The organism is Stenotrophomonas sp. NPDC077461 (assembly GCF_049545475.1).
Lineage (GTDB): Bacteria > Pseudomonadota > Gammaproteobacteria > Xanthomonadales > Xanthomonadaceae > Stenotrophomonas > Stenotrophomonas nematodicola.
On sequence record NZ_JBMWDO010000014.1, the window covers coordinates 8709 to 29663 of the forward strand.

At 68.7% G+C, this 20955-nt stretch carries 18 protein-coding genes; 6 read left to right on the plus strand and 12 right to left on the minus strand.

Translation table 11 applies throughout. The features are described from left to right. Positions 1 to 390: 390 nt before the first annotated feature. From ACPEH8_RS18785 to ACPEH8_RS18795, 3 genes are all read right to left on the minus strand, one after another. Positions 391 to 1176 (minus strand): hypothetical protein, encoded by a 786-nt coding sequence (locus ACPEH8_RS18785; protein ID WP_423667803.1) that lies wholly within the window; start codon positions 1174 to 1176, stop codon positions 391 to 393. 352 nt (positions 1177 to 1528) lie between these two features. Next, positions 1529 to 2239, minus strand: a complete 711-nt coding sequence (locus ACPEH8_RS18790) for a YceI family protein (protein ID WP_017356632.1) — start codon at positions 2237 to 2239, stop codon at positions 1529 to 1531. A gap of 83 nt (positions 2240 to 2322) precedes the next feature. Further along, entirely contained in the window at positions 2323 to 2913 is a 591-nt protein-coding gene (locus ACPEH8_RS18795) for a malonic semialdehyde reductase (RefSeq protein WP_017356633.1), read from the minus strand. Positions 2914 to 3009: 96 nt separating this feature from the next. Here ACPEH8_RS18795 and ACPEH8_RS18800 point away from each other — a divergent pair, with 96 nt between their 5' ends. The 5 genes from ACPEH8_RS18800 (at position 3010) to ACPEH8_RS18820 (ending at position 6587) form a co-directional block, all read left to right on the plus strand. Then, positions 3010 to 3978 (plus strand): mitochondrial fission ELM1 family protein, encoded by a 969-nt coding sequence (locus tag ACPEH8_RS18800; RefSeq protein WP_136007091.1) that lies wholly within the window; start codon positions 3010 to 3012, stop codon positions 3976 to 3978. A gap of 37 nt (positions 3979 to 4015) precedes the next feature. Further along, complete coding sequence (locus ACPEH8_RS18805) at positions 4016 to 4879, plus strand: DUF2145 domain-containing protein (RefSeq protein ID WP_136007089.1); 864 nt, start codon at positions 4016 to 4018, stop codon at positions 4877 to 4879. 34 nt (positions 4880 to 4913) lie between these two features. Then, the gene (locus tag ACPEH8_RS18810; RefSeq protein ID WP_017356636.1) at positions 4914 to 5420 is read left to right on the plus strand and encodes a hypothetical protein; all 507 of its coding nucleotides are present in this window, start codon (positions 4914 to 4916) and stop codon (positions 5418 to 5420) included. A 5-nt stretch (positions 5421 to 5425) separates the two neighbouring features. Further along, positions 5426 to 5947 (plus strand): hypothetical protein, encoded by a 522-nt coding sequence (locus ACPEH8_RS18815; protein ID WP_313161282.1) that lies wholly within the window; start codon positions 5426 to 5428, stop codon positions 5945 to 5947. Positions 5948 to 6032: 85 nt separating this feature from the next. Beyond that, on the plus strand, positions 6033 to 6587 hold the full coding sequence (locus ACPEH8_RS18820) for a queuosine precursor transporter (RefSeq protein WP_017356638.1): 555 nt from the start codon (positions 6033 to 6035) through the stop codon (positions 6585 to 6587). A gap of 356 nt (positions 6588 to 6943) precedes the next feature. Here ACPEH8_RS18820 and glnE read toward each other — a convergent pair whose 3' ends face one another. Next, entirely contained in the window at positions 6944 to 9772 is a 2829-nt protein-coding gene (gene glnE, locus ACPEH8_RS18825) for a bifunctional [glutamate--ammonia ligase]-adenylyl-L-tyrosine phosphorylase/[glutamate--ammonia-ligase] adenylyltransferase (protein ID WP_153164984.1), read from the minus strand. A gap of 314 nt (positions 9773 to 10086) precedes the next feature. Between glnE and ACPEH8_RS18830 the strand changes: the two genes are divergently transcribed. Continuing rightward, complete coding sequence (locus ACPEH8_RS18830) at positions 10087 to 11601, plus strand: acetyl-CoA hydrolase/transferase family protein (RefSeq protein WP_017355906.1); 1515 nt, start codon at positions 10087 to 10089, stop codon at positions 11599 to 11601. Between the two features lie 24 nt (positions 11602 to 11625). Here the strand turns inward: ACPEH8_RS18830 and hglS are convergent, their stop codons facing one another. The 8 genes from hglS to ACPEH8_RS18870 all read right to left on the minus strand — a co-directional run bounded on the left by hglS (position 11626) and on the right by ACPEH8_RS18870 (position 20943). Then, on the minus strand, positions 11626 to 12993 hold the full coding sequence (gene hglS / locus ACPEH8_RS18835; RefSeq protein WP_136007085.1) for a 2-oxoadipate dioxygenase/decarboxylase HglS: 1368 nt from the start codon (positions 12991 to 12993) through the stop codon (positions 11626 to 11628). Between the two features lie 119 nt (positions 12994 to 13112). Next, positions 13113 to 13658 (minus strand): hypothetical protein, encoded by a 546-nt coding sequence (locus ACPEH8_RS18840; protein WP_136007083.1) that lies wholly within the window; start codon positions 13656 to 13658, stop codon positions 13113 to 13115. 31 nt (positions 13659 to 13689) lie between these two features. Then, positions 13690 to 14439, minus strand: coding sequence for an HAD family hydrolase (locus ACPEH8_RS18845; RefSeq protein ID WP_017355909.1), 750 nt, complete (start codon positions 14437 to 14439; stop codon positions 13690 to 13692). 137 nt (positions 14440 to 14576) lie between these two features. After that, positions 14577 to 14993, minus strand: coding sequence for an EF-hand domain-containing protein (locus tag ACPEH8_RS18850; protein WP_017355910.1), 417 nt, complete (start codon positions 14991 to 14993; stop codon positions 14577 to 14579). Positions 14994 to 15213: 220 nt separating this feature from the next. Beyond that, positions 15214 to 15591, minus strand: coding sequence for a hypothetical protein (locus ACPEH8_RS18855; protein WP_313160710.1), 378 nt, complete (start codon positions 15589 to 15591; stop codon positions 15214 to 15216). Positions 15592 to 15655: 64 nt separating this feature from the next. Next, on the minus strand, positions 15656 to 16393 hold the full coding sequence (locus ACPEH8_RS18860) for a M15 family metallopeptidase (protein ID WP_082316382.1): 738 nt from the start codon (positions 16391 to 16393) through the stop codon (positions 15656 to 15658). After that, positions 16347 to 17876, minus strand: coding sequence for a serine hydrolase (locus ACPEH8_RS18865; RefSeq protein ID WP_423667806.1), 1530 nt, complete (start codon positions 17874 to 17876; stop codon positions 16347 to 16349). The genes ACPEH8_RS18860 and ACPEH8_RS18865 overlap by 47 nt, the downstream gene beginning before the upstream one ends. Positions 17877 to 17940: 64 nt before the next feature. Beyond that, positions 17941 to 20943, minus strand: coding sequence for a TonB-dependent receptor (locus tag ACPEH8_RS18870; RefSeq protein WP_017355914.1), 3003 nt, complete (start codon positions 20941 to 20943; stop codon positions 17941 to 17943). Positions 20944 to 20955 lie beyond the last annotated feature (12 nt).

Below are 20955 nucleotides of genomic sequence, written 5' to 3' on the forward strand. Positions count from 1 at the left end.
CTGTAGAGCCGGGCTCTGCCCGGCTGTCGCGCGCAGCGCGATGGTGGGCTATCGGTGTCGGAACGGACGGCAGCCGAGCAGAGCTCGGCTCTACGGGGCTGGCGGGCGCAGCGCGGTGGTGGGTTATCGGTGCCGGAACGGACGGCAGCCGAGCAGAGCTCGGCTCTACGGGGCTGGCGGGCGCTCCGCGATGATGGGTTATCGGTGCCGGAACGGACGGCAGCCGAGCAGAGCTCGGCGCTACGGGGCTGGCGGGCGCTCCGCGATGATGGGCTATCGGTGCCGGAGCGGACGGCAGCCGAGCAGTGCTCGGCGCTACGGGGCTGGCGGGCGCTCCGCGATGATGGGCTATCGGTGCCGGAACGGACGGCAGCCGAGCAGTGCTCGGCGCTACGGGGCTGGCGGGGTGCGGCGCCAGTTGAAGCGGTGGGCCAGCCATATTTCGAGCAGCACCAGCACCATGACGATGAGCAGCGGGAGCAGCAGGCCCAGGTACAGGCCGGGCATCATGGAGCTGAGCTGTGCTTTGAGCAGGCGGATCACGCCTTGGGTGTGCAGCAGTTCGTTCATGCGCATGCCGAGGGCTTCGCGGAAGACGGCCTTGTCCACGCCGGTACGGCCGGCCTGCTTGGCCAGGCTGTCTTCGACCCATTCGGACATCAGTGCGCCGCGCAGGCGCTGCAGGCCGCCGCGCGTCCAGCGCATCACCCAGCCTTCGCCCTGCAGGTACTCGGCACCCGGCAACGGGTGGTCGGTGAGGTAGGCATCCACGGCATCGCGGGCAACCTCATGCACGGTGGCATCGCTGCGCATGAGGGCGGCCAAGGACTGGTCGTCGAGCGAGCGCTCGAACTCCTGCTGCCAGTCGCCGACCAGCGTCTGCAGGTGGGGCTGGAAGTGGTCGATCTGTTTGTAGAGGGCGCGCTGCGCGCCTGCGGCGAAGCCGAGCTGCAGGCCGGTGAAGGCGAAGAACAGGGGCAGTACGACGACGTAACTGGCGATCAACCAGTGATGCCAACGGCGCTGGCGTGCGAGCCAGCGGCGGCGGCGCAGGGCGAACCAGGTGGCGATGCCGAGCAGCAGGCCGATCAGTGTGCCGATGACCGCGCCGCCGATCAGGTCGAGCAGGCTGAGGCCGGTCCAGAATTCCATCATCCAGTACTGTGCGTCTTGCACGTAGGCGTCCTTGATTGCGAAATGCAGCGCTCATTGTAGAGCCGGGCTCTGCCCGGCTGTCGTGCATGGCGCGATGCGAGGTACCGGTTTTGATACGGACAGCAGCCGGGCAAAGCGCGGCTCCAGGCGGCTGTCGCGGGTAGCGCGATGGGGTGCGGAAGGGAGAGCAGCCGGGCAGAGCGCGGCGCTACGGGGCTGTCGCGGGTGGCGCATGGGGTGCGGAACGGAGGGCAGCCAGGCAGAGCCCGGCGCTACGAGGCGGTCGCGGTAGCGCGATGCGATTCGGTGTCGTTTTCAGCAAAAAGCCCGCCGTGCGGCGGGCTTTCTGCATCTCACGACGCGTGGGGAGGGATCACGCGGCCGGCTTTTCGCCGGTGGCTTCGGTGGTGATGCGAATGGTCACTTCATCGCTGACGTTCGGGGCGTATGCGCCCACGCCGAAATCGCTGCGCTTGATGGTGGTGGTGGCATCGAAGCCGGCCGCCGGCACCTTGGCCATCGGGTGTTCGCCGCCGCCGTTGATGGTGACGTCCAGGGTCACCGGCTTGGTGATGTCCTTGATGGTCAGGTCGCCCGTGACGGTCAGCTTGTTGGTGCCGGCAGCTTCCACCTTGGTGCTCTTGAAGGTGGCGGCCGGGAACTTGGCGGCGTCGAAGAAGTCGGCGCTCTTCAGGTGCTCGTCGAACTTGGCGGTGAAGCTGTTGAGGCCGGTCAGCGGCAGCTTCACTTCCACGGTCGACTTGGTGACGTCGGCGGCGTCATACACCAGGGTGCCTTCAGCAGCGCCGAAGTGGGCGCTCGGGTGCGAGAAGCCGAAGTGGCTCCACTGGGCCAGCACGTCGGTGTGGGTCGGGTCGAGCTTGTAGGTGCCCGAGGCGATCTGGATCGCTTCGGCAGCCGGTGCGGCAGCAGCGGCATCGGCAGCCGGGGTGGTGGTTTCGGCAGCAGCAGCGGCCGGCGCCGCGTCGGCGGCCGGGGCGGCGGCGTCGTCGGCCGGCTTGGAGCAGGCGGCGATGGCCAGGGTCAGGGCCAGCGGCAGGAGCAGTTTGCGGGTCACGGTCATGTCAGGTCTCTCTCTCGGATGCGAAGGGAAGGAAGCATTGCAACCACCCGTCCGCGCGGACGGGCAGGATCCAGCGGAAACGCTTACTCGATGCGGGCCGCTTCGTCGAAGGACAGGCGCGGCAGGCGCGGGAACAGGCCCGACGGGTCACCGTACCCCAGATTGACGAGGAAGTTCGACTTGATGGACGTGCCCTTGAAGAAGGCTTCGTCGACCTTGGCCGGGTCGAAACCGGACATCGGGCCGGCATCCAGACCCAGCGCGCGGGCGGCCAGGATCAGGTAGGCGCCCTGCAGGCTGCCGTTGCGGAACGCGGACTCGGTGCGGCCTTCGCGCGGGCCGTCGAACCAGGCCTTGGCGTCGGTGTGCGGGAACAGGTAGGGCAGCTTCTCGTGGAAATCTTCGTCGAAGGCGATGATGACGGTGACCGGCGCGGCCAGGGTCTTGTCATGGTTGCCTTCGGACAGCGCGGGGGCGAGCTTGGCCTTGGCCTCGGGCGACTTCACGAACACAAAGCGCGCCGGGCTCGAGTTGGCGGCCGTGGGGCCCCACTTCAGCAGCTCGTACAGGGCCTGCAGCTGGCTGTCTTCGACGGGCGTGTCGAGGAAGGCATTCTGGGTGCGGGCGGTACGGAACAACTGGTCGAGCGCAGCATCGTTGAGTACGTGGGACATGAAGCCTCCAGAAAAGGGAATCGGGGCGGATCGGCGAAGGCTGGCAGTGTAGAGTGTCGTGACAGTTGCAACACCCAGCCTGACTGAAACGAATTAATGCCATACGTGAAACGATGGAGTCCTCCCTGGACGATCACTGACGGCCGTGCCGGCAATGTGCGGCAGGCGGTGGCCCTAGCCTCGGCCTTGAAGCTGGGGGCGCATCGTCCGCTGGTACTCAGCCCGCGCGCACCGTGGCGATGGCTGGCGCCGCGCTGGCTGCCCGGCATGGCACAGGGCTACGGCGAGGCCTTCACGGCGCTGGCCGCCGCGCCGCCGGCACTGGCGATCGGCTGTGGCCGGCAGGCAGCCGGCGCGCTGCGGGAACTGCGGCGGCACGGCAGCAAAGTGGTGCAGATCCTCGATCCGCGTATCGGCGCGCGCCACTGGGATCTGGTGGTGGTGCCCGAGCACGACACCCTGCGCGGCGGCAACGTGCTGACCCTGCTGGGCAGCCTCAATCCGGTCAACGACGACTGGCTGGCCTGTGGCCGTGCCGCGTTCGCCTCTTTCAGTGAACTGCCCGGCCCCCGCACGGCGCTGCTGGTGGGCGGCCCTACCCCGCATGCGCCCTGGCATGAGCCTGACATGGTGCAGGTATTCCAGCAGGTGGCGGCGCAGGTTCGTGCCGACGGCGGCAGCCTGCTGGCAACCACGTCGCGACGCACACCGGCCGCGTTGGTGGGTGCGCTGCGCAGTGCCTTCGCCGATCTGCCGCATGTGATCTGGGGCGACGGCGGCGATGGCGTCAATCCGTATGCCGGGCTGCTGGGCTGGGCCAACCGGGTGGTGGTGTCGCCCGATTCGGTGAACCTGTTGTCCGAAGCGTGCGCCACGCGCATGCCGGTAAGCGTGGCGTTGGCCACGCAGGCGCAGGGCCGCATGGCGCGCTTCCAGCGGGCCTTGCACGAGCGCGGGCGGTTGCAGACGCGCTGGCTGGACTGGCACACCGATGGCCGCATTGAACCGCTGCGCGAGACGGCGCGGATTGCCGCTCAGGTGCGGGAACGGTTGCTGCCGGTATGATGCCGCGGCGGCACGGTGCCGCTGGAGAACACGCCACATGGATGACGCCCGACCCGCGATGACCGCGCGCCTGCACCGTGCACTGCTGTGCGCGATGCTGATGGGTGCCGCCGCCATCGCGCAGGCCGAACCAGCGTGCGTGGAACGCTATCCCACCCCGGCCGCGCTGGCGTCGATGTTCGATGTGGCGCTGACGACCACCGAACAGCTCGATGCGCTTGACGGCGTGGACGTCGTGCTTGTCGCGCGCGGCGGGCAGGATCTGAGCCGGTACGGGCTGCGCCACAGCCACGTGGCCTTCCTGGTACGCGAAGACGACGGCCAGTGGCGTGCGGTGCACCTGCTCAATCCATGCAAGACCGCCCAATCGCATCTGTTCCGCGAGGGGGTGGCCACCTTCATCGGTGAAACCTCCAGCCATACCGACCTGCGTATCGGCGTGCCGACGCCGGCGTTGCGCGATGCGCTCAAGGCGATGCTGACCCAGCCGGCGATCCAGGCGCGTGCCCTGCACGAAGCGCGCTACAGCGTGGTGGCCTACCCGTTCCGTACCGAGTACCAGAACTCCAACCAGTGGGTGCTGGAAGTGCTGGGCGCGGCGATGGCGCAGGTGGACGAAGGCACCCTGATCGTCAACCGCACCCAGGCGCAGGCATGGTTGCAGCGGCACAGGTATACGCCCAGCACATTGCACATCGGCGTGGCCAAGCGTCTGGGTGCGCGCTTTTTCGTGCCCAACGCGGCGGTCACCGACCACCCCGCCAGCGAGCGCATCTCCGGCAACTATTCAGTGGTGACGGTGGAGTCGATCTTCGATTTCCTGCAGCAGCGCAGCAGCCTGCAGCAGGAACTGTCGGTGGCGCATGTTCCCGTTGCCGGCATCACGGCACCCAGGCCGTAACCCCCTTCGTTTCATCGTGCCAAGGAGTTCTGTCATGCATCTGTTGAGCAAATCCGCCCTCGCCCTCGCCGTGCTCGGGATGCACGTGTCGGCGGTGCTGCCGGCGCAGGCCGGCAACCTGACGGGCAATCAGCAGTCGGCGGTGAGCGCGGTGGTGAGTGTGTATGCGATTTCGTTCATCGCGGTGTCGCCGGTGCTGCTGGTGGCTGGCGGCTCGAAGGCCGTGGGCGAGAGCACGCGCCGCGAGAAGCCGGCCAAGGCCGCCGCATTGCCGCCAATGGCGGTGCAGGCTGTGGAGCGTCAGCCCGATGGTGGTTATCACGTGGCGCTGCAGCGCCCCGAAGCGCCCGAGCAGAACGCGCTGGTGAATTGGCCGGCGCGCCCGGACAACCCGGCCGCACAATTGAAGGTGGGCGATGTCCTCACCTTTGCGCCAACCGATGCCGGGGCGGGATGGATGGTGCAGGCCGACGACGGTGCTGCCCTCGCCTTCCTGCCGACGCCGGAGGCCGCGGCAACGCAGGCCAGTGAGCGCTGGTGAGCCGCATGCAGCGGATCACCCGCTTGGCCGTTGTGCCGTTGCTCGTGCCGGGGCTGATTGCCGGCGCGCCGATGGCCTCAGCGCAGAACTTCGCCCATGCCTCGCCCGTCACCAGCAGTGTGTTGACCACCTCGGTGGTAAGCCTGGCGGTGATTACCGCGCCGGTGTGGCTGAGCGCGCTGGGGGTGAGCGAGGTGCATGACGCCGCTGCACGCCACCACCGCGCCGGACGCGAGGCGAGGCGTGCCGGCCCGTTGCCGCCGCTGACCGTGGAGCGGGTGCAGCAGCAGGCCGACGGCAGCTACGAGGTGGCGCTGCAGAATCCGCAGGCGCCTCAGGACCTGGCCGTGGTGGCCTGGCCGGCGCGCGCCGATAACCCGGCCGCCGGTGTGAAGGTGGGTGACGTGCTGGAGTTCAGGCCGACGCCGCTTGGTGCGGGCTGGACGGTGGCCGCGGCCGACGGCACGGCGCTGGCGTTCCTGCCGACCAGCGATGCGGCCGCCCAGCGCATGAGCGAGCGCTTCTAGCTGAACCGACGGCACCGGCGCGGGGTGGCCCCGCGCTGCGTCAGGCGGGATAATCCGCCGCTTCCCCGCCTGCCCCCGGTGCGCCATGCCTGTGCGTTCTGCCATTGCCTTTGCCCCGTTGACCGTGCGCTCGCTGCTGCTGGCGGTGCTGGCAATGGGCACGGTGGTGCTGGGGTCGAACGTGCTGGTGCAGTACCCGATCAACGATTGGCTGACCTGGGGGGCCTTCAGTTATCCGGTGGCGTTCCTGGTCAGCAATCTGATCAACCGCCGGTTCGGCCCGCAGGCCGCGCGCAAGGTGGCCTGGGCGGGTTTCGCGCTGGCGGTACTGCTGTCGATCTGGATCGCGACGCCGCGCATTGCGGTGGCGTCGTGCCTGGCCTTCATCGCCGCGCAGCTGCTGGACATCACCGTCTTCGACCGTCTGCGTCGCGGCCACTGGTGGCGCGCACCGATGGTGGCCACCACCTGCAGTGCGACGTTGGACACGACGATTTTCTGGAGCATCGCGTTTGCGGGGTCCGGCCTGCCGTGGGTGAGCTGGGCGGCGGGCGATCTGGCGGTGAAGCTGGCGATCGGTGTGTTCCTGCTGGCGCCGTTCCGCGCGCTGCTGTGGCGCATGGCGCCGCGTACGGCGTAGCGCCGGGTTCTACCCGGCTGCCTTTGTATTGCGCCGGGATCTGCCGGGCTGGGGGGGGCCGCGAAAAGCAGCCGGGTAGAACCCGGCTCTACGAGGGCGCGTGTTGTCCGCCCGTCCCGTGCGCGTCCGCGTTGCGCATCCGTGTTGTCCGCGTGTCCCGCGCGCATCGGTGTTGCGCATCCGTGTTGTCCGCCCGTTCCGTGCGCGTCCGCGTTGCGCATCCGTGTTGTCCGCCCGTTCCGTGCGCGTCCGCGTTGCGCATCCGTGTTGTCCGCGTGTCCCGCGCGCATCGGTGTTGCGCATCCGGTTTGCCCGCCCGTCCCGTCCGCGCATTGGGGCCCTCGTCCGTCCGCGCGTCAGCCGGCGGCGTTTACCGCTGCCTGGAAGGGAAGCCCGGCTGCATCGCAGGCGGCGCTGATGATGATCCGCGCGTCTTCCAGCGCCGGGGTGGGCGCGGCCAGCCGTGGGCGGCGATCCAGGGTGCAGGCCAGGCCGACATCCAGCAGGGCGGCGTGGGCGGCGTGCAGGCCCTGGCGGGTGCCGCCCGGCAGCCAGGCGATGTCGGCCAGGGCGTCGATGAGGCGGGGGGTGTCGCGCGGCTGCAGCACCTGCGGGTGGCTGGCGGCGCTGTCGAGCACGCCGGTCTGCAGCAGGAACTCCAGATCGACGATGCCGCCGGCGCCCTGCTTCAGGTCCAGCCGCGCGGCGTCGCTGCGGTCCAGTTCGGTGCGCATGCGGCCGCGCATTTTCACCACATCGGCATACAGCACGTCGCGGTCGCGCGCGCGGCCCAGCGTCTGCGCACGCACGGTGTCGAAATCGGCCAGCAGGCCCGCATCGCCGGCGATGCCGCGCGCGCGTACCAGGGCCTGGTGTTCCCACGTCCATGCGCGCTCGCGCTGGTACTCGGTGTAGCTGGCCAGCGACGACACCAGCGTGCCCTTGCCGCCATCCGGGCGCAGGCGCACGTCGATGTCGTACAGGCGGCCGGCGGCGGTGACGGCGCCGAGCAGCGCCATCACCTTCTGCGCCAGCCGCGCGTACCAGCGACCGGGATCGAGCGGGCGCGCGCCATCGCTGGCGTCCACGCCGGCCGGATGGTCGTGCAGGAACACCAGGTCCAGGTCCGAGCCGAAGCCCAGCTCCAGTCCGCCGAGGCTGCCGTAGCCGATGATCGCAAAGCGGCCGCCGGGAATGGCGCCGTGGACGTGGCGCAGGTCGGCCTCGGCCATCGCCAGCACGGTCACCACCACCGCCTGGGCCAGTTCGGCCAACTGGCGGGTGGTGTCGACCGCACGCTGGCGGCCGTCGAGGGTGGCCATCGCCATGCGGAAGCTGAGCGCCAGGCGGGTTTCATTGAGCAGGCGCAGGGCGGCTTCGGGATCGTCCACGGCCAGCGCGGCGTCGCACTCGGCCTGCATTGCCGCAGCATCGGGCATCGGCCCGGACACGCGCACGTCGAGCAGTTCGTCGAGCAGCAACGGATAGGCCGCCAGCCGCTCGGACAGCAGCGCGCTGCGCGCGAGCACGTCCACCAGCCGCGCCAGGGCGCTGGGCTGCTCGTCGAGCAGTGCCAGGTAGCTGGTGCGCCGCAGGATGGCCTGGAGCAGACCGAGTACGCGCTTGAGCGCGGCATCGGGGTGCGGCGAGCCGGTGGCGGCATGCAGCAGCGCGGGCAGTACGCGGTCCAGGCGCGCACGCGCCCCATCGGACAGCGAACGCACGCCCAGGGACTGGGCAAAGTCGCGCAGCGATTGGTCGGCCCCCCCGGCATCGTGGAAGCCGGCGCTGGCCAGCACCTCGGCGCTGCCGGCGTCGGGCAGGCCACGCCAGTAATTGGCGAGCGCATCGGGCGCGGCCTGCCCGGCACGCGGGGCCAGCAGCGCGCCGAACTCGGTGGCCACGCGCTGGCGCTGCACCTCCAGCGCGGCAACCAGGGCATCCCAGTCCGCATGACCCAGGCCGACGGCGATGCGCAGGCGGTCGGTGGGATCGGCCGGGAGCGCGTGGGTCTGGGCATCGCGCAGCATCTGCAGACGGTTTTCCAGGCGGCGCAGGAAGGCGTACGCCTGCAGCAGGTCGGCGCCGTCCTGGGCGGCCATCTGGCCGCAGGCGACCAGCGCCGGCAGTGCGTGCAGCAGGCGGCGCTCGCGCAGCGAGGCGTCGCGGCCACCGCGGATCAACTGCAGCGCCTGCGCCAGGAATTCGATCTCGCGGATGCCACCGGGGCCACGCTTGATGTCATCGAACATCTCGCGGCGCGCCACTTCGGCGGTGATCGCCGCCTTCATCTCGCGCAGGCCGTCGAGCGCGGTGAAGTCGAGGTAACGGCGGTAGACGAACGGTCGCAGGGTCTGCAGCCAGGCTTCGCCGGCGGCGATGTCGCCGGCCACCGCGCGCGCCTTCAGCCAGGCGTAGCGCTCCCAGTCACGGCCTTCGCGCTGGAAGTACTGGTCCATGCCGGCGAACGACAGGGCCACCCGGCCGGCGCTGCCGAACGGGCGCAGGCGCAGATCCACGCGGTGGCTGAAGCCGTCCACGGTGGTGTCGTCGAGCAGTTTGGCCAGCCGTTGGCCGAGCCGGGCGAAATACTCTTCGGCGGCCAGCGGACGGGCGCCGTCGGACTCGCCGCCCTGGGGGTAGGCGTAGACCAGGTCGACATCGGAACTGAAATTGAGTTCGCCCCCACCGAGCTTGCCCAGCCCGAACACGACCAGTTGCTGGGCGCTGCCGTCGGCGGCGCGCACCACGCCGTGGCGGCCGGCAAACTCCTGCTCCAGCGCGGCCAGGCCGAGGCCCAGGCAGTCTTCGGCCAGGGTGGTGGCGCCGGCCAGGGTGGCGGGCACGTCGTCGAGGCCGGCCAGGTCACGCCAGATCAGCCGGGTGGAGGCGGCGGTACGGTAGCGGCGCAGGCGCTGCGGCCAGTCGCTGGGATGCTGGGGGTCGAGCGCGGGAAGCGGCAACGGCGGGCAACCGGGCTGGGCCAGGTGCGACAGCAGCGCCGGCTGCCGGCACAGGGTGTCGATGGCGAAGTCGCTGGTGATGGCCAGCAGGCGGACCTGGTCGAGCACGTCGGCCGAAGGAGGCCAGTGGCCGCCGTCGGTGAGCGAGAGCGCCAGGCGCGCGAGGGCGCGGTCGACGAGGGGAACGAGGGTGGCGGGGACGGCGTCGGCGGGCATCGGCATGCGGGGATTATGCCGGGCGCGTGCACACGCAGCGCAGCGGCGGGACCGTCGATCCCGAACGGCGGGCATAAAAAAGCCCGCTTGCAGCGAACTGCCAGCGGGCTCTGCTCCCTCCCCCACGTCGGGATGCAGGTCGATCTTCTAGGGTCGGCGGAGAACTTGCACGCTGCACTGCAAAACAATACTTGCGGGTACAGAAGTGCCGATAAACCTGAACAGGGAGCGCTCTGCCTGGATTGCCATCCCACCTTGGTCGCACACCCGGGGGGGATCGGATCGCCGATAATGTGAATCCCCCCAGAAACGTTGTCGTCATGTCTGTCGATCGCATTGCCAACGCGCGTCTGCGTGACCGCGTTGTATCCGCCGAAGCCGCCGCCGCCCTGATCCAGCCGGGCGAAACTGTCGCCATGAGTGGCTTCACCGGTTCGGGCTATCCCAAGGCTGTGCCGATCGCGCTTGCCCAGCGCATCGAGGCCGTCCATGCCCAGGGCCAACCGTTCCAGATCAGCCTGATGACCGGCGCGTCCACCGCCCCGGAGTTGGATGGTGCGCTGGCCAAGGCCGACGGCATCGCCATGCGCATGCCGTTCCAGAGCGACCCGGACGCGCGCAACCGCATCAACGCTGGCAAGCTGGACTACATCGACATCCATCTCAGCCACGTCGCCCAGCACGTCTGGTTCGGCTTCTACGGCGAGATCGACACGGCGGTGATCGAGGTCTCGGCGATCCGCGAAGACGGGTCGCTGGTGCCCTCCACGTCGGTGGGCAACAACAAGACCTGGCTGGACCTGGCCAAGAAGGTGATCATCGAGGTCAACGAGTGGCAGCCGGCCGGCGTGGACGGCATGCATGACATCTACTACGGCACGGCATTGCCGCCGCACCGCAAGCCGATCCCGCTGGTGCATGCCAACGACCGCATCGGCGAGACGGCGCTGCGCTGCGACCCGGACAAGATCGTGGCGGTGGTGCGTACCAACGGACCGGACCGCAACAGCCCGTTCAGCCCCATCGACAGCACCAGCGAGCAGATCGCCGCGTACCTGATCGAGTTCCTGAAGCACGAAGTGGCGCGTGGCCGCCTGCCGGCCAACCTGCTGCCGCTGCAGTCGGGCGTGGGCAACATTCCCAATGCCGTGCTGGCCGGGCTGGGCAAAAGCGGCTTCCGCGACCTGAGTGCGTTCACCGAAGTGATCCAGGACGGCATGCTCGACCTGCTGCGCGACGGCGTGCTGAGCTATGCCTCGTGCACCGGGTTCGCGCTGAGCCCGCAGGCCAATGAAACGTTCAAGGCGAACATCGACTTCTACCGCGAGCGCATCATCATGCGGACGCAGGAGATCTCCAACCATCCCGAGCTGGTGCGCCGACTGGGCTGCATCGGCATGAACGGAATGATCGAGGTGGATCTGTACGGCAACGTCAATTCCACCCACGTGATGGGCAGCCGGATCATGAACGGCATCGGCGGTTCGGGCGACTTTGCGCGCAACGGGTTCCTGTCGGCCTTCCTGAGCCCGTCCACGGCCAAGAACGGCACGATCTCGGCGATCGTGCCGATGGTGAGCCACGTCGACCATACCGAGCACGATGTGTCGGTGATCGTGACCGAACAGGGCCTGGCCGATCTGCGCGGGCTGACCCCGCGCAAGCGCGCGCGGGTGGTGATCGACAACTGCGCGCACCCGGACTTCCGCGACCAGCTCAACGACTACGTCGAGCGCGCCAGCCGCGACAGCTACGGCAAGCACACGCCGCACCTGCTGCCCGAAGCGTTGTCGTGGCACCAGCGGTGGCTGGATACGGGAACGATGAAGGTGTGAGGGAGTGCCGGCCAGCGGCCGGCACTACCGGGCGTGGAGGGTGGCCAGCGACTCGGCCTGGAGGCGCTCGTAGATGGCGAACTCGTCTTCGACCTTCATGCCCAGCGCGTGCTCGAAGGCGTCGCGGTTGGCGTGGGCGGCGTAGGCGCGCTGTTCTTCGCCGCCGAGATTGGACTGGAAGATGCCCGCAGCGCTGACCGGCAGGAAATCCTCGTAGACGATCGGATCGGCGCTGGCCAGCCCGGCGGCGATCAGTGCCTCGGCCGGAAGATCGCCAACGGCGTCGGGGGCGGCACGGCCGGCGTCGGTAAGCGCGTAGCGGTAATACCCCAGCCCTTCGCGGCGCAGGGTGTCGTGATCGTCCGGGAACGCACGGAAGGCCGCCGCCAGGCGGGTCGGATAGTCCTGGCCGGTGCTGCCGGCGCCGTCACTGTCGCGCGCCTGGGCCAGCAACTGGTCGTACAGCGCGCGCCCCTTGGGCGTGAGCGCCAGGCCGCGCTGCTCGATTTCGCCGAATCGCGCGGTATGGGTGCCGGCATCGGCGCTGTCGCCCGACGGGAAGTGCACCGGCTCCTCCAGCGCCTTGAAGCTGGTCTGGCGCAGCAGGATCGGGCAACGCCTCGGCGGCGGGCCTTCGATCACCGCCTTGGCGGCCAGGCCGCGCGCGAGCATGCCGGCCTGGGCGGCATCGATGTCCAGCGTGCGCGGGGTGAGGTGGTTGATGTGCGGGCCACGGAAGCTGACCACGTCGGCAATCAGCCGATGGGCGTCGTGCAGGGCATGGTAGGTGGCCAGCGACACGGTGGCATCGCCATGCCAGCGGAAGGTCTCCAGCGCGGCAATGACGAAACGCCGGCTGTCGGCCTGATCCAGCCCACCATCGCGCTCGGCCTGCGCGATCAGCGCCAGCGCCTCGTCGGTGAAGATGCGGCGGCGTGCCAGGATCTGCGCGGACTGCTCGCGCAGCGCGGCGTCTTCGATGAGCTCCAGCCGCAGCAGCGAGGTGAACACGCGGAACGGGTTGTGCGCGAGCGCCTTGGCCGTGCGCGGGCGGAACGCGGTGGAGTGCACCGGCACGCCGGCCACGGACAGGTCGTAGTAGCCCACCGGGTACATGCCCATCAGTGCGAACAGGCGCCCCAGCGTGGCCAGTTCCTCGGCGGTGCCGACGCGGATGGCGCCGTGGCGCTCCTGCGCCAGGCGCGCGCGCTCATCGGTGCGGTCCATCTGCCCGGCCAGCGCCGGATCGGCGGTGAGCACGGCATCGTTGATCTCGGCCACCAGGTCCACCAGCGTGCCGTACAACGGCACTTCGGTGCGGTACATGCTGGACATGGCCTGGGCGAACAGGCTGCGGATATCGTCGGGTGAAACGAAACGGTCGGCGCTCATTACGTACTCGGCAACGGATCACGGGGGGGAACAGGCAAGCGCGTATTGTCGCCGAGCGGGCCGGCGGCGGCGATCTGCATAGCAGCACGAATCCACCGATGCCGCGAACGGCCGCCGCTTCAGGGCGTGGACGTTGAACTGCGCGCGGCACGCTGGCGCTGGGCGTGGTCGCCGAGCTGGCGCTGCAGGGTGGCGTCGAGGGTGACCGGACGGTCCCAGTGGTCGTGGCTGGCCACGATGGCGTGGCGCAGCGCGCGCCAGTGCAGGTTCTGCGGCGCGACCGGCAGGTCCTGCACCACGTCCTGCCACTGGCGCGGTTGCCCCTCGGCCGGCACGGCACGGCTCCAAGCCTGCACGCTGTCGCGGCACGACCGGCCGATGGCATGGGCCCAGAAGCACGCGAAGTAGATGTCGCCGGCCTGCCAGCCGTGGGTGTACATCAGCGCGGCGATATAGCCGCGTGGGACGCCGGCATAGCGCGAGACCTCGTCCAGGAAACTGTCGGGGTAGCGCTCGGCGTAGTGGTTGATGTCTCGCAGCTGCGCATCCACCCAGTCATCGCCGGTGGCCACGGCATAGGCCGCGGACTTCTCCGGTGTCTGCTGTGCCGGTGCGGCCAGAGGCAGCACCAGCAGCAACAGGGCAAGCAGCGTGCGCAGGGTCATGGGACGATTCTGCCGCAGCGCTGCATGCGTGTCAGGCCTGCACAGCCTTGGCTTCGATGGCGCGCAGTGCCTGCGGCCAATCGAAGGCGGTGGGGGCATCGACCATGCGCGGCTCGTCGTCCGCCACCCCGTGCTGGGTTTCATGCGCCCAGGTCACGGCGTACGGGGTATGGATGCCCCAGCCGCCCAGCGTGATCACCGGCTCGATATCCGAGCGCAGCGAGTTGCCCACCATGCAGAAGCGCGCGATCGGCAGGTCGAACTCTTCGAGCACGCGTGCGTAGGTTTCCGGGTCCTTCTCCGACACGATCTCGATGCGCGGGAACAGATCGCGCAGGTTGGCCACCTTGATCTTGGCTTCCTGGTGGAACAGGTCGCCCTTGGTGATCAGCACGACCGGGTACTCGCGGGCAATCTCGGTGACCGACTCGCGCACCCCGTCAATCAGTTCCACCGGGTGACGCAGGGTGTCATGACCGATGTCGAGGATCTGCTGCAGGTCACGCGCGCTGATCATCTGCCGGGTGATCTCGATGGCCGCTTCAACCATCGACAGGGTCATGCCCTTGACGCCGTAACCGAACACGCCGAGGTTGCGCTGCTGCACTTCCAGCAGGTGGCGCGCAGTCCGGGTGTCGTGGACGTCGATGTAGCGCGACAGGATGTCGAGGTAGTCCTGTTCGGCCTTGCGGTAATAGTCTTCGCTCTTCCACAGCGTGTCGTCACCGTCAAAACCGACCAGGCCGATAGCGCCTTGCGGCGTGGGCATGGAGGTCATCATCGGCCAAGGATAGCAACACCGGGCATCGCGCCCAATGACGGAAACAGGCAAAAAGAAGGGCGGCCGAAGCCGCCCTTCCCCCTCACTGCCGTTCACCGGTGTCCAGCGGTGTCGGGCCCTGCCTGTGCGGGATCGCGTTACTTGCCCGGTTGTGCGCCGTTGCCGGCAGCCGCGCCCTGCTGGGCGGCGACATACGCCTTGTATTCATCCGGGCTGAGTTCGCCATCCTTGTTGGTGTCGGCCTGGTCGAAAACCTGGGCCAGGCCGGCGTTGACCTGGGATTCGGCCTTGCTGATGGTGCCGTTGCCGTCGGTGTCGACGCTGGCCCAGGTCTGGCCGCCGCCACCGTTGGCCTGGGCCGAGGCCTGTGCCGCGGCACCGGACGCTGCATCGGCAGCGTCACCGGCCTGCGCTGCCGCCTGCTGCGCCTGCGCCGCCTGGGTCTGGGCCTGCGCGGCGCTCTGCTGGGCCGACTGGGCCATCGCCGGAATGGCCAACACACTGCCGGCGGCGACGATCAGGGCGATCAGGGGCTTGCGGTTGCGAATAGTCATTGGGGTGGTCTCCTTGGGTGGATGTTGCGCGGCCGTTGTTTCCGCACGGCCTCCACCCTGCCAGCCCTTTTGTGAATCGATATTGCGTCGCGATCAACGCCCGCACACGGTCTTAACCACCCGGCCCAGGGCGTGGATTACCGCCCTGGTTACGCGCAGGTGAGCAGACAGTAAGACATGCATTCAACCGGCCCGGATTTAACCGGATGCGAACGGAAACTCAGTGGTGGGTGGCGTTTTTTTCGCCTGAGCGCGAACTGAATATCATCCAGCCCAGGGCGACACCGCCCAACGCGCCGGCCACTTCCAGCACGACGCGCGAGCCCAGTTCGTTCGGATCGTGGATGCTGGCCAGGAACAACCGCGCATACAACGGCGATTCGAGCCGCATCATGCCCATGTAGAACAGCTTCCAGGCATCGATGCCGGCCGAGACGATCACCGCAATGACGCACGACCAGCCGATGGCGTGGCCCATCGACCACTGCGCCCAACGGCACAGCCGGTGCCACAGGGTGTACACCAGCAGCCCGACCAGCAACGCGATCAGGCCCGCTTCCAGCGTTCCCAGCAGTCCAAAGTGCAGTGGCAGGTTCATCGCGGTCCGGTCGGCAGGTCAGCGCACAGTGTAGCGGTGCGCCGGGGCGACCCGGCCCTGCGGCTCAGCGCACCGGGATGTCGTAGGCGGTGGTGGGGCTGGGCTCGGGCTGCAGGGTGTAGTGCCACCACTCCAGCGGGTAGTTGGCAAAGCCGTGGCGCTGCATCGCGCGCAGCAGCTGCTGGCGGTGGGCGCGCTGTGCGGCGCTGATGTCCGGCGCATCGGTGTGGGCGCGCGCGCCGAAAAAGTCGAAACCGGTGCCCATGTCCAGGGCGGTGCAGGGGCCGGCGCGGCAGTCGAGCAGGGTCAGGTCCACGGTGGCGGCGCGGCTGTGGCCGGAGGTCCCGGCGATGTAGCCATCCAGCAGGTCCGGCTTGTCCACCTGCGGATACTGCAGCGCTTTGCGCGACTGCTCGGACGGATCGTGCGCCCAGGCGACGAACGCCTGCACCGCCCGCACCGGCCGGTAACAGTCGTAAATGCGCAGAGCGAAGCCGTCGCGCCGGAGATCGGCCTGCACCCGGGCCAGCGCCGCAGCGACCGGTGCGAGCAGGTAGCACCTGGGTGCCTCGTAGCCGGGAACCGGCGCGGCGGTGAAGTTGTCCGGGCCGGCATAGCGGATATCCAGGTCCAGGCCGGGAATGGCCCGGCCCACGTCCACCAGCCCGGCCTCGGCCAGATCGCGCGCCGACGAGACGGTCACCGTGGCTGCGCCTGCGGGCTGCACGGGCAGCGCCAGCGCGACGGCCAGCAGGCTATGGGCAATCGCCGATGCGGGTGAAATGCAGGTCCTGGTAGTCATAACTGAAGTCGATCCCCGGGTCGATCGCGGCGAGGGCGATGCCAGGCGGCGTGCCGTCATCGGGCTGCAGCCAGGCCTCGGCATCGGCACCGAGCGTATCCCACTGCACCAGCCAGCGGTTGCCAAGCTGCATCACGCGGCCACGCAGCCGCGGCGACTTGTCCACCTGCAGCCGCAGCACGCCCCGTTCGGGGCACACCGACGCCTCGCCCAGCCAGGGATCGCGGTAGCGCCCCTGCCAGCGCACGGTGGTGGCCAGCGGCGCGGGTCGGCGCGCGCGGGTATCGGGCCGCACGTGGCCGGCGCTGCGGCGCGCGGCACGCTCGTCATCAAGCTGCCGCAGATAGCCCGCCACTGTCTCTCCCGCCGCCGGTGCGGTGTAGTGCTTCAAGGCGGCCTGCATCAGCGCGGTGCGCGCGTCCTCGGCATCGCTGTTGATCAGGATCACCACGCCGACACGGCGGTCGGGCAGCAGCGCCAGCGAGGAGTACATGCCCGACAGGGTCCCGGTATGCGCCACTTTCCACTGCCCATCCATGTCCGACAGTCGCCAGCCGTAGCCATAGGCGAACACATGCGCGTTGTCCCAGTGACGCTGGCGCTCGCCCAGCGGCATCGGCATGTGCGCGGTCCACAGTGCCTGCCGCTGCGCACTGCCCAGCCAGTCCGGCACCAGGGTGGGATCGAGCAGCACCTGCATCCAGCGGGTCATGTCGCGCAGGCTGCAGCGGATGCCGCCGGCCGCCATCGAAGGCAGGTCGGAGCTGGTGTCGCCATCGGCGCCCTCGACCACCGGCCGGCCGTGCGCATGCCGGTGCGGCTGGGCCACATTGCCCACCTGCGCCACCGACCACGCGCCCACCTGGCAGCGCGTCATCCCCAGCGGCACGAACACCTCCTCGCGCAGCAGCTCGTCGTAGGGCTTGCCACCGGCAGCGGCAGCGACCTCGCCAGCCACGACATACAGGAGGTTGTCGTAGGCATAGCCACTGCGGAAACTGGTCACCGGCTTGAGGTGGGCCAGGCCGGCAATGATGTCCTGGCGGGTAAAGTGGTTGGGCTCGGGCCACAGCATCAGGTCGCCCGCGCCCAGCCCCAGCCCGCTGTTGTGAACAAGCAGATCGCGCACCTGCATGTTCCCGGTGACCCACGGATCGTGCATGCGGAACTGCGGCAGATAGCGGATGACCGGGTCATCCCAGCGCAGCCGTCCACGCTCCACCAGCCGTGCCAGCAGCGCAGCGGTCATCGCCTTGCTGTTGGAGGCGATCTTGAACAGGGTATCCGCATCGACCTGTGTATCGGCGGCGTCGCCGCGCGGTCCTTCGGCACGCTCGTAGACGAGCTGGCCCTGATCGACCACGGCCACCGCCATGCCGGCCACGTCCCGCTGACGGGCCTGGTCGTACATCGGGTCGAACACCGCCGCCGCCGGGCCGGTGCCGGCGGCAGGGGCGCTCCCCGCCACCAGCAGGCCCAACATGGCACACCACCTGCTGCGCATCGCATTCTCCGCGGCGGCCCGCGGGACGGGCCGCCCTGGGGACTCAGTAGTTCCAGGTCACCGTCAACTGCGCGTAGCGCGGCGACTGGAACCCGGTGCCGAAACCGTACAGCGGATTGGGCGTGCCGATGCTGTCCTGCGGCTCGTAATCCTGGTCCACCGACACGGTGCGCTGCTGGTTGAGCACGTTGTACACCGCCAGCTTGACGCGCAGATCCAGCGGCACCGGAACCTTGTAGGCCACGCTCAGGTCCAGATCGTAGGTCCACGGGGTGCGGCCATCGCCACCGCGCGGCGAATGCACGAATACGCGCTCGGACGGCGGCACCGACGCCTGGCAGTTGGCCACGCACACGTAGTAGCTGTGGAAGTCGGTGTCGTCGAACGGGTTGCCGGCGCCGAAGCGGGTGATCGGGCTGCCCGACTGAACGCCCAGGGTGGCGGCCACGGTCAGGTTCCCGGTCACCGCGTAGCTGCCGCGGAACTTGAACTGGTGGCGGCGGTCGTTGGCCAGGTAGCCGTAGCCGCGGTAGTTCACCCACGGGTTGTCGAAGTTCTCGGTACGCCCCGAATCGGCGAAGTCGGTATCGGAGTTGACCGGACCTTCGGCGTTGCCGCGGCCGTAGGCCAGGGTGTAGGACGCATTGAAGCCCCACACGCCATCCCAGGCGCGGTCGACCTGCAGTTCCAGCGCCTTGTAGTCGCGCTTGGGCTTGACCCAGCCGCGCTGCCCTACATAGTTGCCATCGTCGTCGTACAGCGCCCAGCCTTCGCGCGAGGTGTCGATGTCGATCCATGCATCGTTGCTGCCGTCGCAGTCGCTGTCGCCCCACACGGTGTTGGTGCGGCCGGGATTGCCCATGATCCACACGCTGTCCACCGCACCGCACTGGGCGGTGGCGGTGATGTTCATGTCATCGATGGCGTTGTGCAGGCGGCGGTAGGTGACGCTGGCGGCCACCGACCAGGATTCGCTGAGCATGTGCTGGAAGCCCAGGATCGCCTCGTCCTGGTACACCGGGTCCATGTCGCGGTTCACCTCGGCGCGCAGGTCCGGAACGCTGCCATCGCCCTGCGAGTTGTCGACGGGGCCGATCTGCCCCCCCAGGTAGGGCACGTTATTGGAGGCACCGCTGTAGCCGAGGAACTCGTACCAGGTGCGCTCGTCGAGGAAGCCGCCGGCCTGTTTGATGTTGATGACATTGGCCACCGGCAGGAAGTAGCGCCCAAGGTTGCCGAACACCTTGGTGGTGCCGTCGCCGCGCATGTCCCAGGAGAAGCCCAGGCGTGGGGCGATCATGTCGTCGATTTTGATGTAGCTGTCGCCGTCGCCGCCCTTGTTGTCGAAGCCTTCCATGCGCGCGCCGATGTTGAGCAGGAAATTCGGCGTGACCTGCCAGTTGTCTTCGAGGTAGTAAGCCGAGTTGATGGTCTCGAACGAGCCGGCCACTTCATAGCGGCGGGTACGCACGACCAGGCCGCTGGCCGGCACCACGCCGCCATTGAGCGAGCTGCCGGGGGTGCGGTAGTACACGTCGTAGCGCAGACCGCCCGGGCCGGGGTAGGCGCGCTCGTAATCGGAGGTGTTCTCCTCGCGGTCCAGGCCGAAGCGCAGCAGGTGGTTGCCGATGGACCATTCGAAGTCGGCGCGGCCGGCCTTGCGGGTGTCCAGTGCCGACTCCAGCTGCGAGCTGCTGGTGCAGCTGCGGTCGCCCTGCAGATCGGTGGGCACGCCCTGGCTGGCGGTGCGGTTGTCGAACACGCGGTTGCAGTTCTCGTCCATCAGACTGCTCTGCGAGCGGTTGCGCTTGTTCTCGCCGTACATCAGCTTCATGGTCAGCGTGTCGTTGACCTGCCAGCTGTAGGTGCCCGACCAGTTGGTGCCGCCCACGGTGTTGTAGATCTGGTTGGTGCGGTCGCCCTCGGCCAGGCCGGTGTCGTAGTTGTAGCGGTAGACGTCGGTGACAGTGTCGCTCTTGTCGGAGAAGCCGAACAGCGACAGCATCTGGTTGTCGGTGATCTGCCAGTCGAGCTTGCCGCCCCAGAACGGGTCGTCTGCGGTGCCGCGGTTGAGCACGGTGCCGGCATCGTTGGTGGAGTTGGGCCTGTAGTCGCGCGCTTCGTACATGCCGAAGAAGAACAGCTTGTCCTGCACCAGCGCACCGGACGCGAATACGTTCAGCGCACTGCGCGAATAGTCATCGCGGCTGGCGGTGATGTAGCGGCTGCCGTCGGCGTCGTAGCGGTCGCGCGCCTGCGACTGCCAGGCGCGCGGTTCCAGCACCAGTTCGGCACCGGCCTTGAAGTCGTTGCTGCCCGAACGGGTCACGGCGTTGATCACACCGCCGGTGCTGCGCCCGAACTCCACCGAATAGCCGCCGGTCTTGACCTGGAATTCCTGGTAAAACGCAAACGGCACCGAGGAGAAGCCGACACGGTTATAGAAGTCGGTGACATTCAGGCCGTTGATGTAGACGGTGTTCTCGGCCACCGAGGAGCCACCGAAGGAAATGCCCTGCCCGCCCAGCGAGCCCTTGCCCTTCACCGCGCCGGGCGCCAGCAGCGCTACGGCGGTGATATCGCGGTCCACCGGCAGGCGCGAGAGTTCTTCGCGGGTGATATTGGTGGCCGATTCGGTGGACTTCACGTCCACCATCGACACCACCTGCGGTGCGCGCACTTCCACCGTGCCCAGCGTGTTCACGCCACTGACCGGTACGTTGACCGTGGTGGTGTTGCCCAGGCCGACATCCACCTGGCCGACGCGTGTGGCAGCGCCACCGCCAACCGACACCTCAAGATCGTAGGTACCCACCGGCAGCAGCGGGATGCGATAGCCGCCATTGGCATCCGCCTTCACCGAGCGCACAAAGCCGGTGGCCGGATTGCGTACGGTCACCGTGGCGTTGTCCAGCGCCTGCCCGCCATCGGTGACGAGCTTGCCTACCACCGCACCGTCCTGCGCCAGCGCCATCGGCGCCACGCTGCCCAGACACGCCCCCAGTGCGACGCACAGCGCCGCCCGCTTCAATCGATTCACCTTCATTGCCTGCTCTCT

Excerpts from the sequence above, each read along its gene's own strand:
- ACPEH8_RS18815 (WP_313161282.1), top strand. The coding sequence starts at position 5,426 with ATGCAGCGGATCACCCGCTTGGCCGTTGTGCCGTTGCTCGTGCCGGGG.
- ACPEH8_RS18865 (WP_423667806.1), bottom strand. The coding sequence starts at position 17,876 with ATGTTGGGCCTGCTGGTGGCGGGGAGCGCCCCTGCCGCCGGCACCGGC.
- ACPEH8_RS18805 (WP_136007089.1), top strand. The coding sequence starts at position 4,016 with ATGGATGACGCCCGACCCGCGATGACCGCGCGCCTGCACCGTGCACTG.
- ACPEH8_RS18790 (WP_017356632.1), bottom strand. The coding sequence starts at position 2,239 with ATGACCGTGACCCGCAAACTGCTCCTGCCGCTGGCCCTGACCCTGGCC.
- ACPEH8_RS18855 (WP_313160710.1), bottom strand. The coding sequence starts at position 15,591 with ATGAACCTGCCACTGCACTTTGGACTGCTGGGAACGCTGGAAGCGGGC.
- ACPEH8_RS18845 (WP_017355909.1), bottom strand. The coding sequence starts at position 14,439 with ATGATGACCTCCATGCCCACGCCGCAAGGCGCTATCGGCCTGGTCGGT.
- ACPEH8_RS18870 (WP_017355914.1), bottom strand. The coding sequence starts at position 20,943 with ATGAAGGTGAATCGATTGAAGCGGGCGGCGCTGTGCGTCGCACTGGGG.
- glnE (WP_153164984.1), bottom strand. The coding sequence starts at position 9,772 with ATGCCGATGCCCGCCGACGCCGTCCCCGCCACCCTCGTTCCCCTCGTC.
- ACPEH8_RS18830 (WP_017355906.1), top strand. The coding sequence starts at position 10,087 with ATGTCTGTCGATCGCATTGCCAACGCGCGTCTGCGTGACCGCGTTGTA.
- ACPEH8_RS18810 (WP_017356636.1), top strand. The coding sequence starts at position 4,914 with ATGCATCTGTTGAGCAAATCCGCCCTCGCCCTCGCCGTGCTCGGGATG.
- ACPEH8_RS18820 (WP_017356638.1), top strand. The coding sequence starts at position 6,033 with ATGCCTGTGCGTTCTGCCATTGCCTTTGCCCCGTTGACCGTGCGCTCG.
- ACPEH8_RS18850 (WP_017355910.1), bottom strand. The coding sequence starts at position 14,993 with ATGACTATTCGCAACCGCAAGCCCCTGATCGCCCTGATCGTCGCCGCC.
- hglS (WP_136007085.1), bottom strand. The coding sequence starts at position 12,993 with ATGAGCGCCGACCGTTTCGTTTCACCCGACGATATCCGCAGCCTGTTC.
- ACPEH8_RS18840 (WP_136007083.1), bottom strand. The coding sequence starts at position 13,658 with ATGACCCTGCGCACGCTGCTTGCCCTGTTGCTGCTGGTGCTGCCTCTG.
- ACPEH8_RS18795 (WP_017356633.1), bottom strand. The coding sequence starts at position 2,913 with ATGTCCCACGTACTCAACGATGCTGCGCTCGACCAGTTGTTCCGTACC.
- ACPEH8_RS18800 (WP_136007091.1), top strand. The coding sequence starts at position 3,010 with ATGCCATACGTGAAACGATGGAGTCCTCCCTGGACGATCACTGACGGC.
- ACPEH8_RS18860 (WP_082316382.1), bottom strand. The coding sequence starts at position 16,393 with ATGACTACCAGGACCTGCATTTCACCCGCATCGGCGATTGCCCATAGC.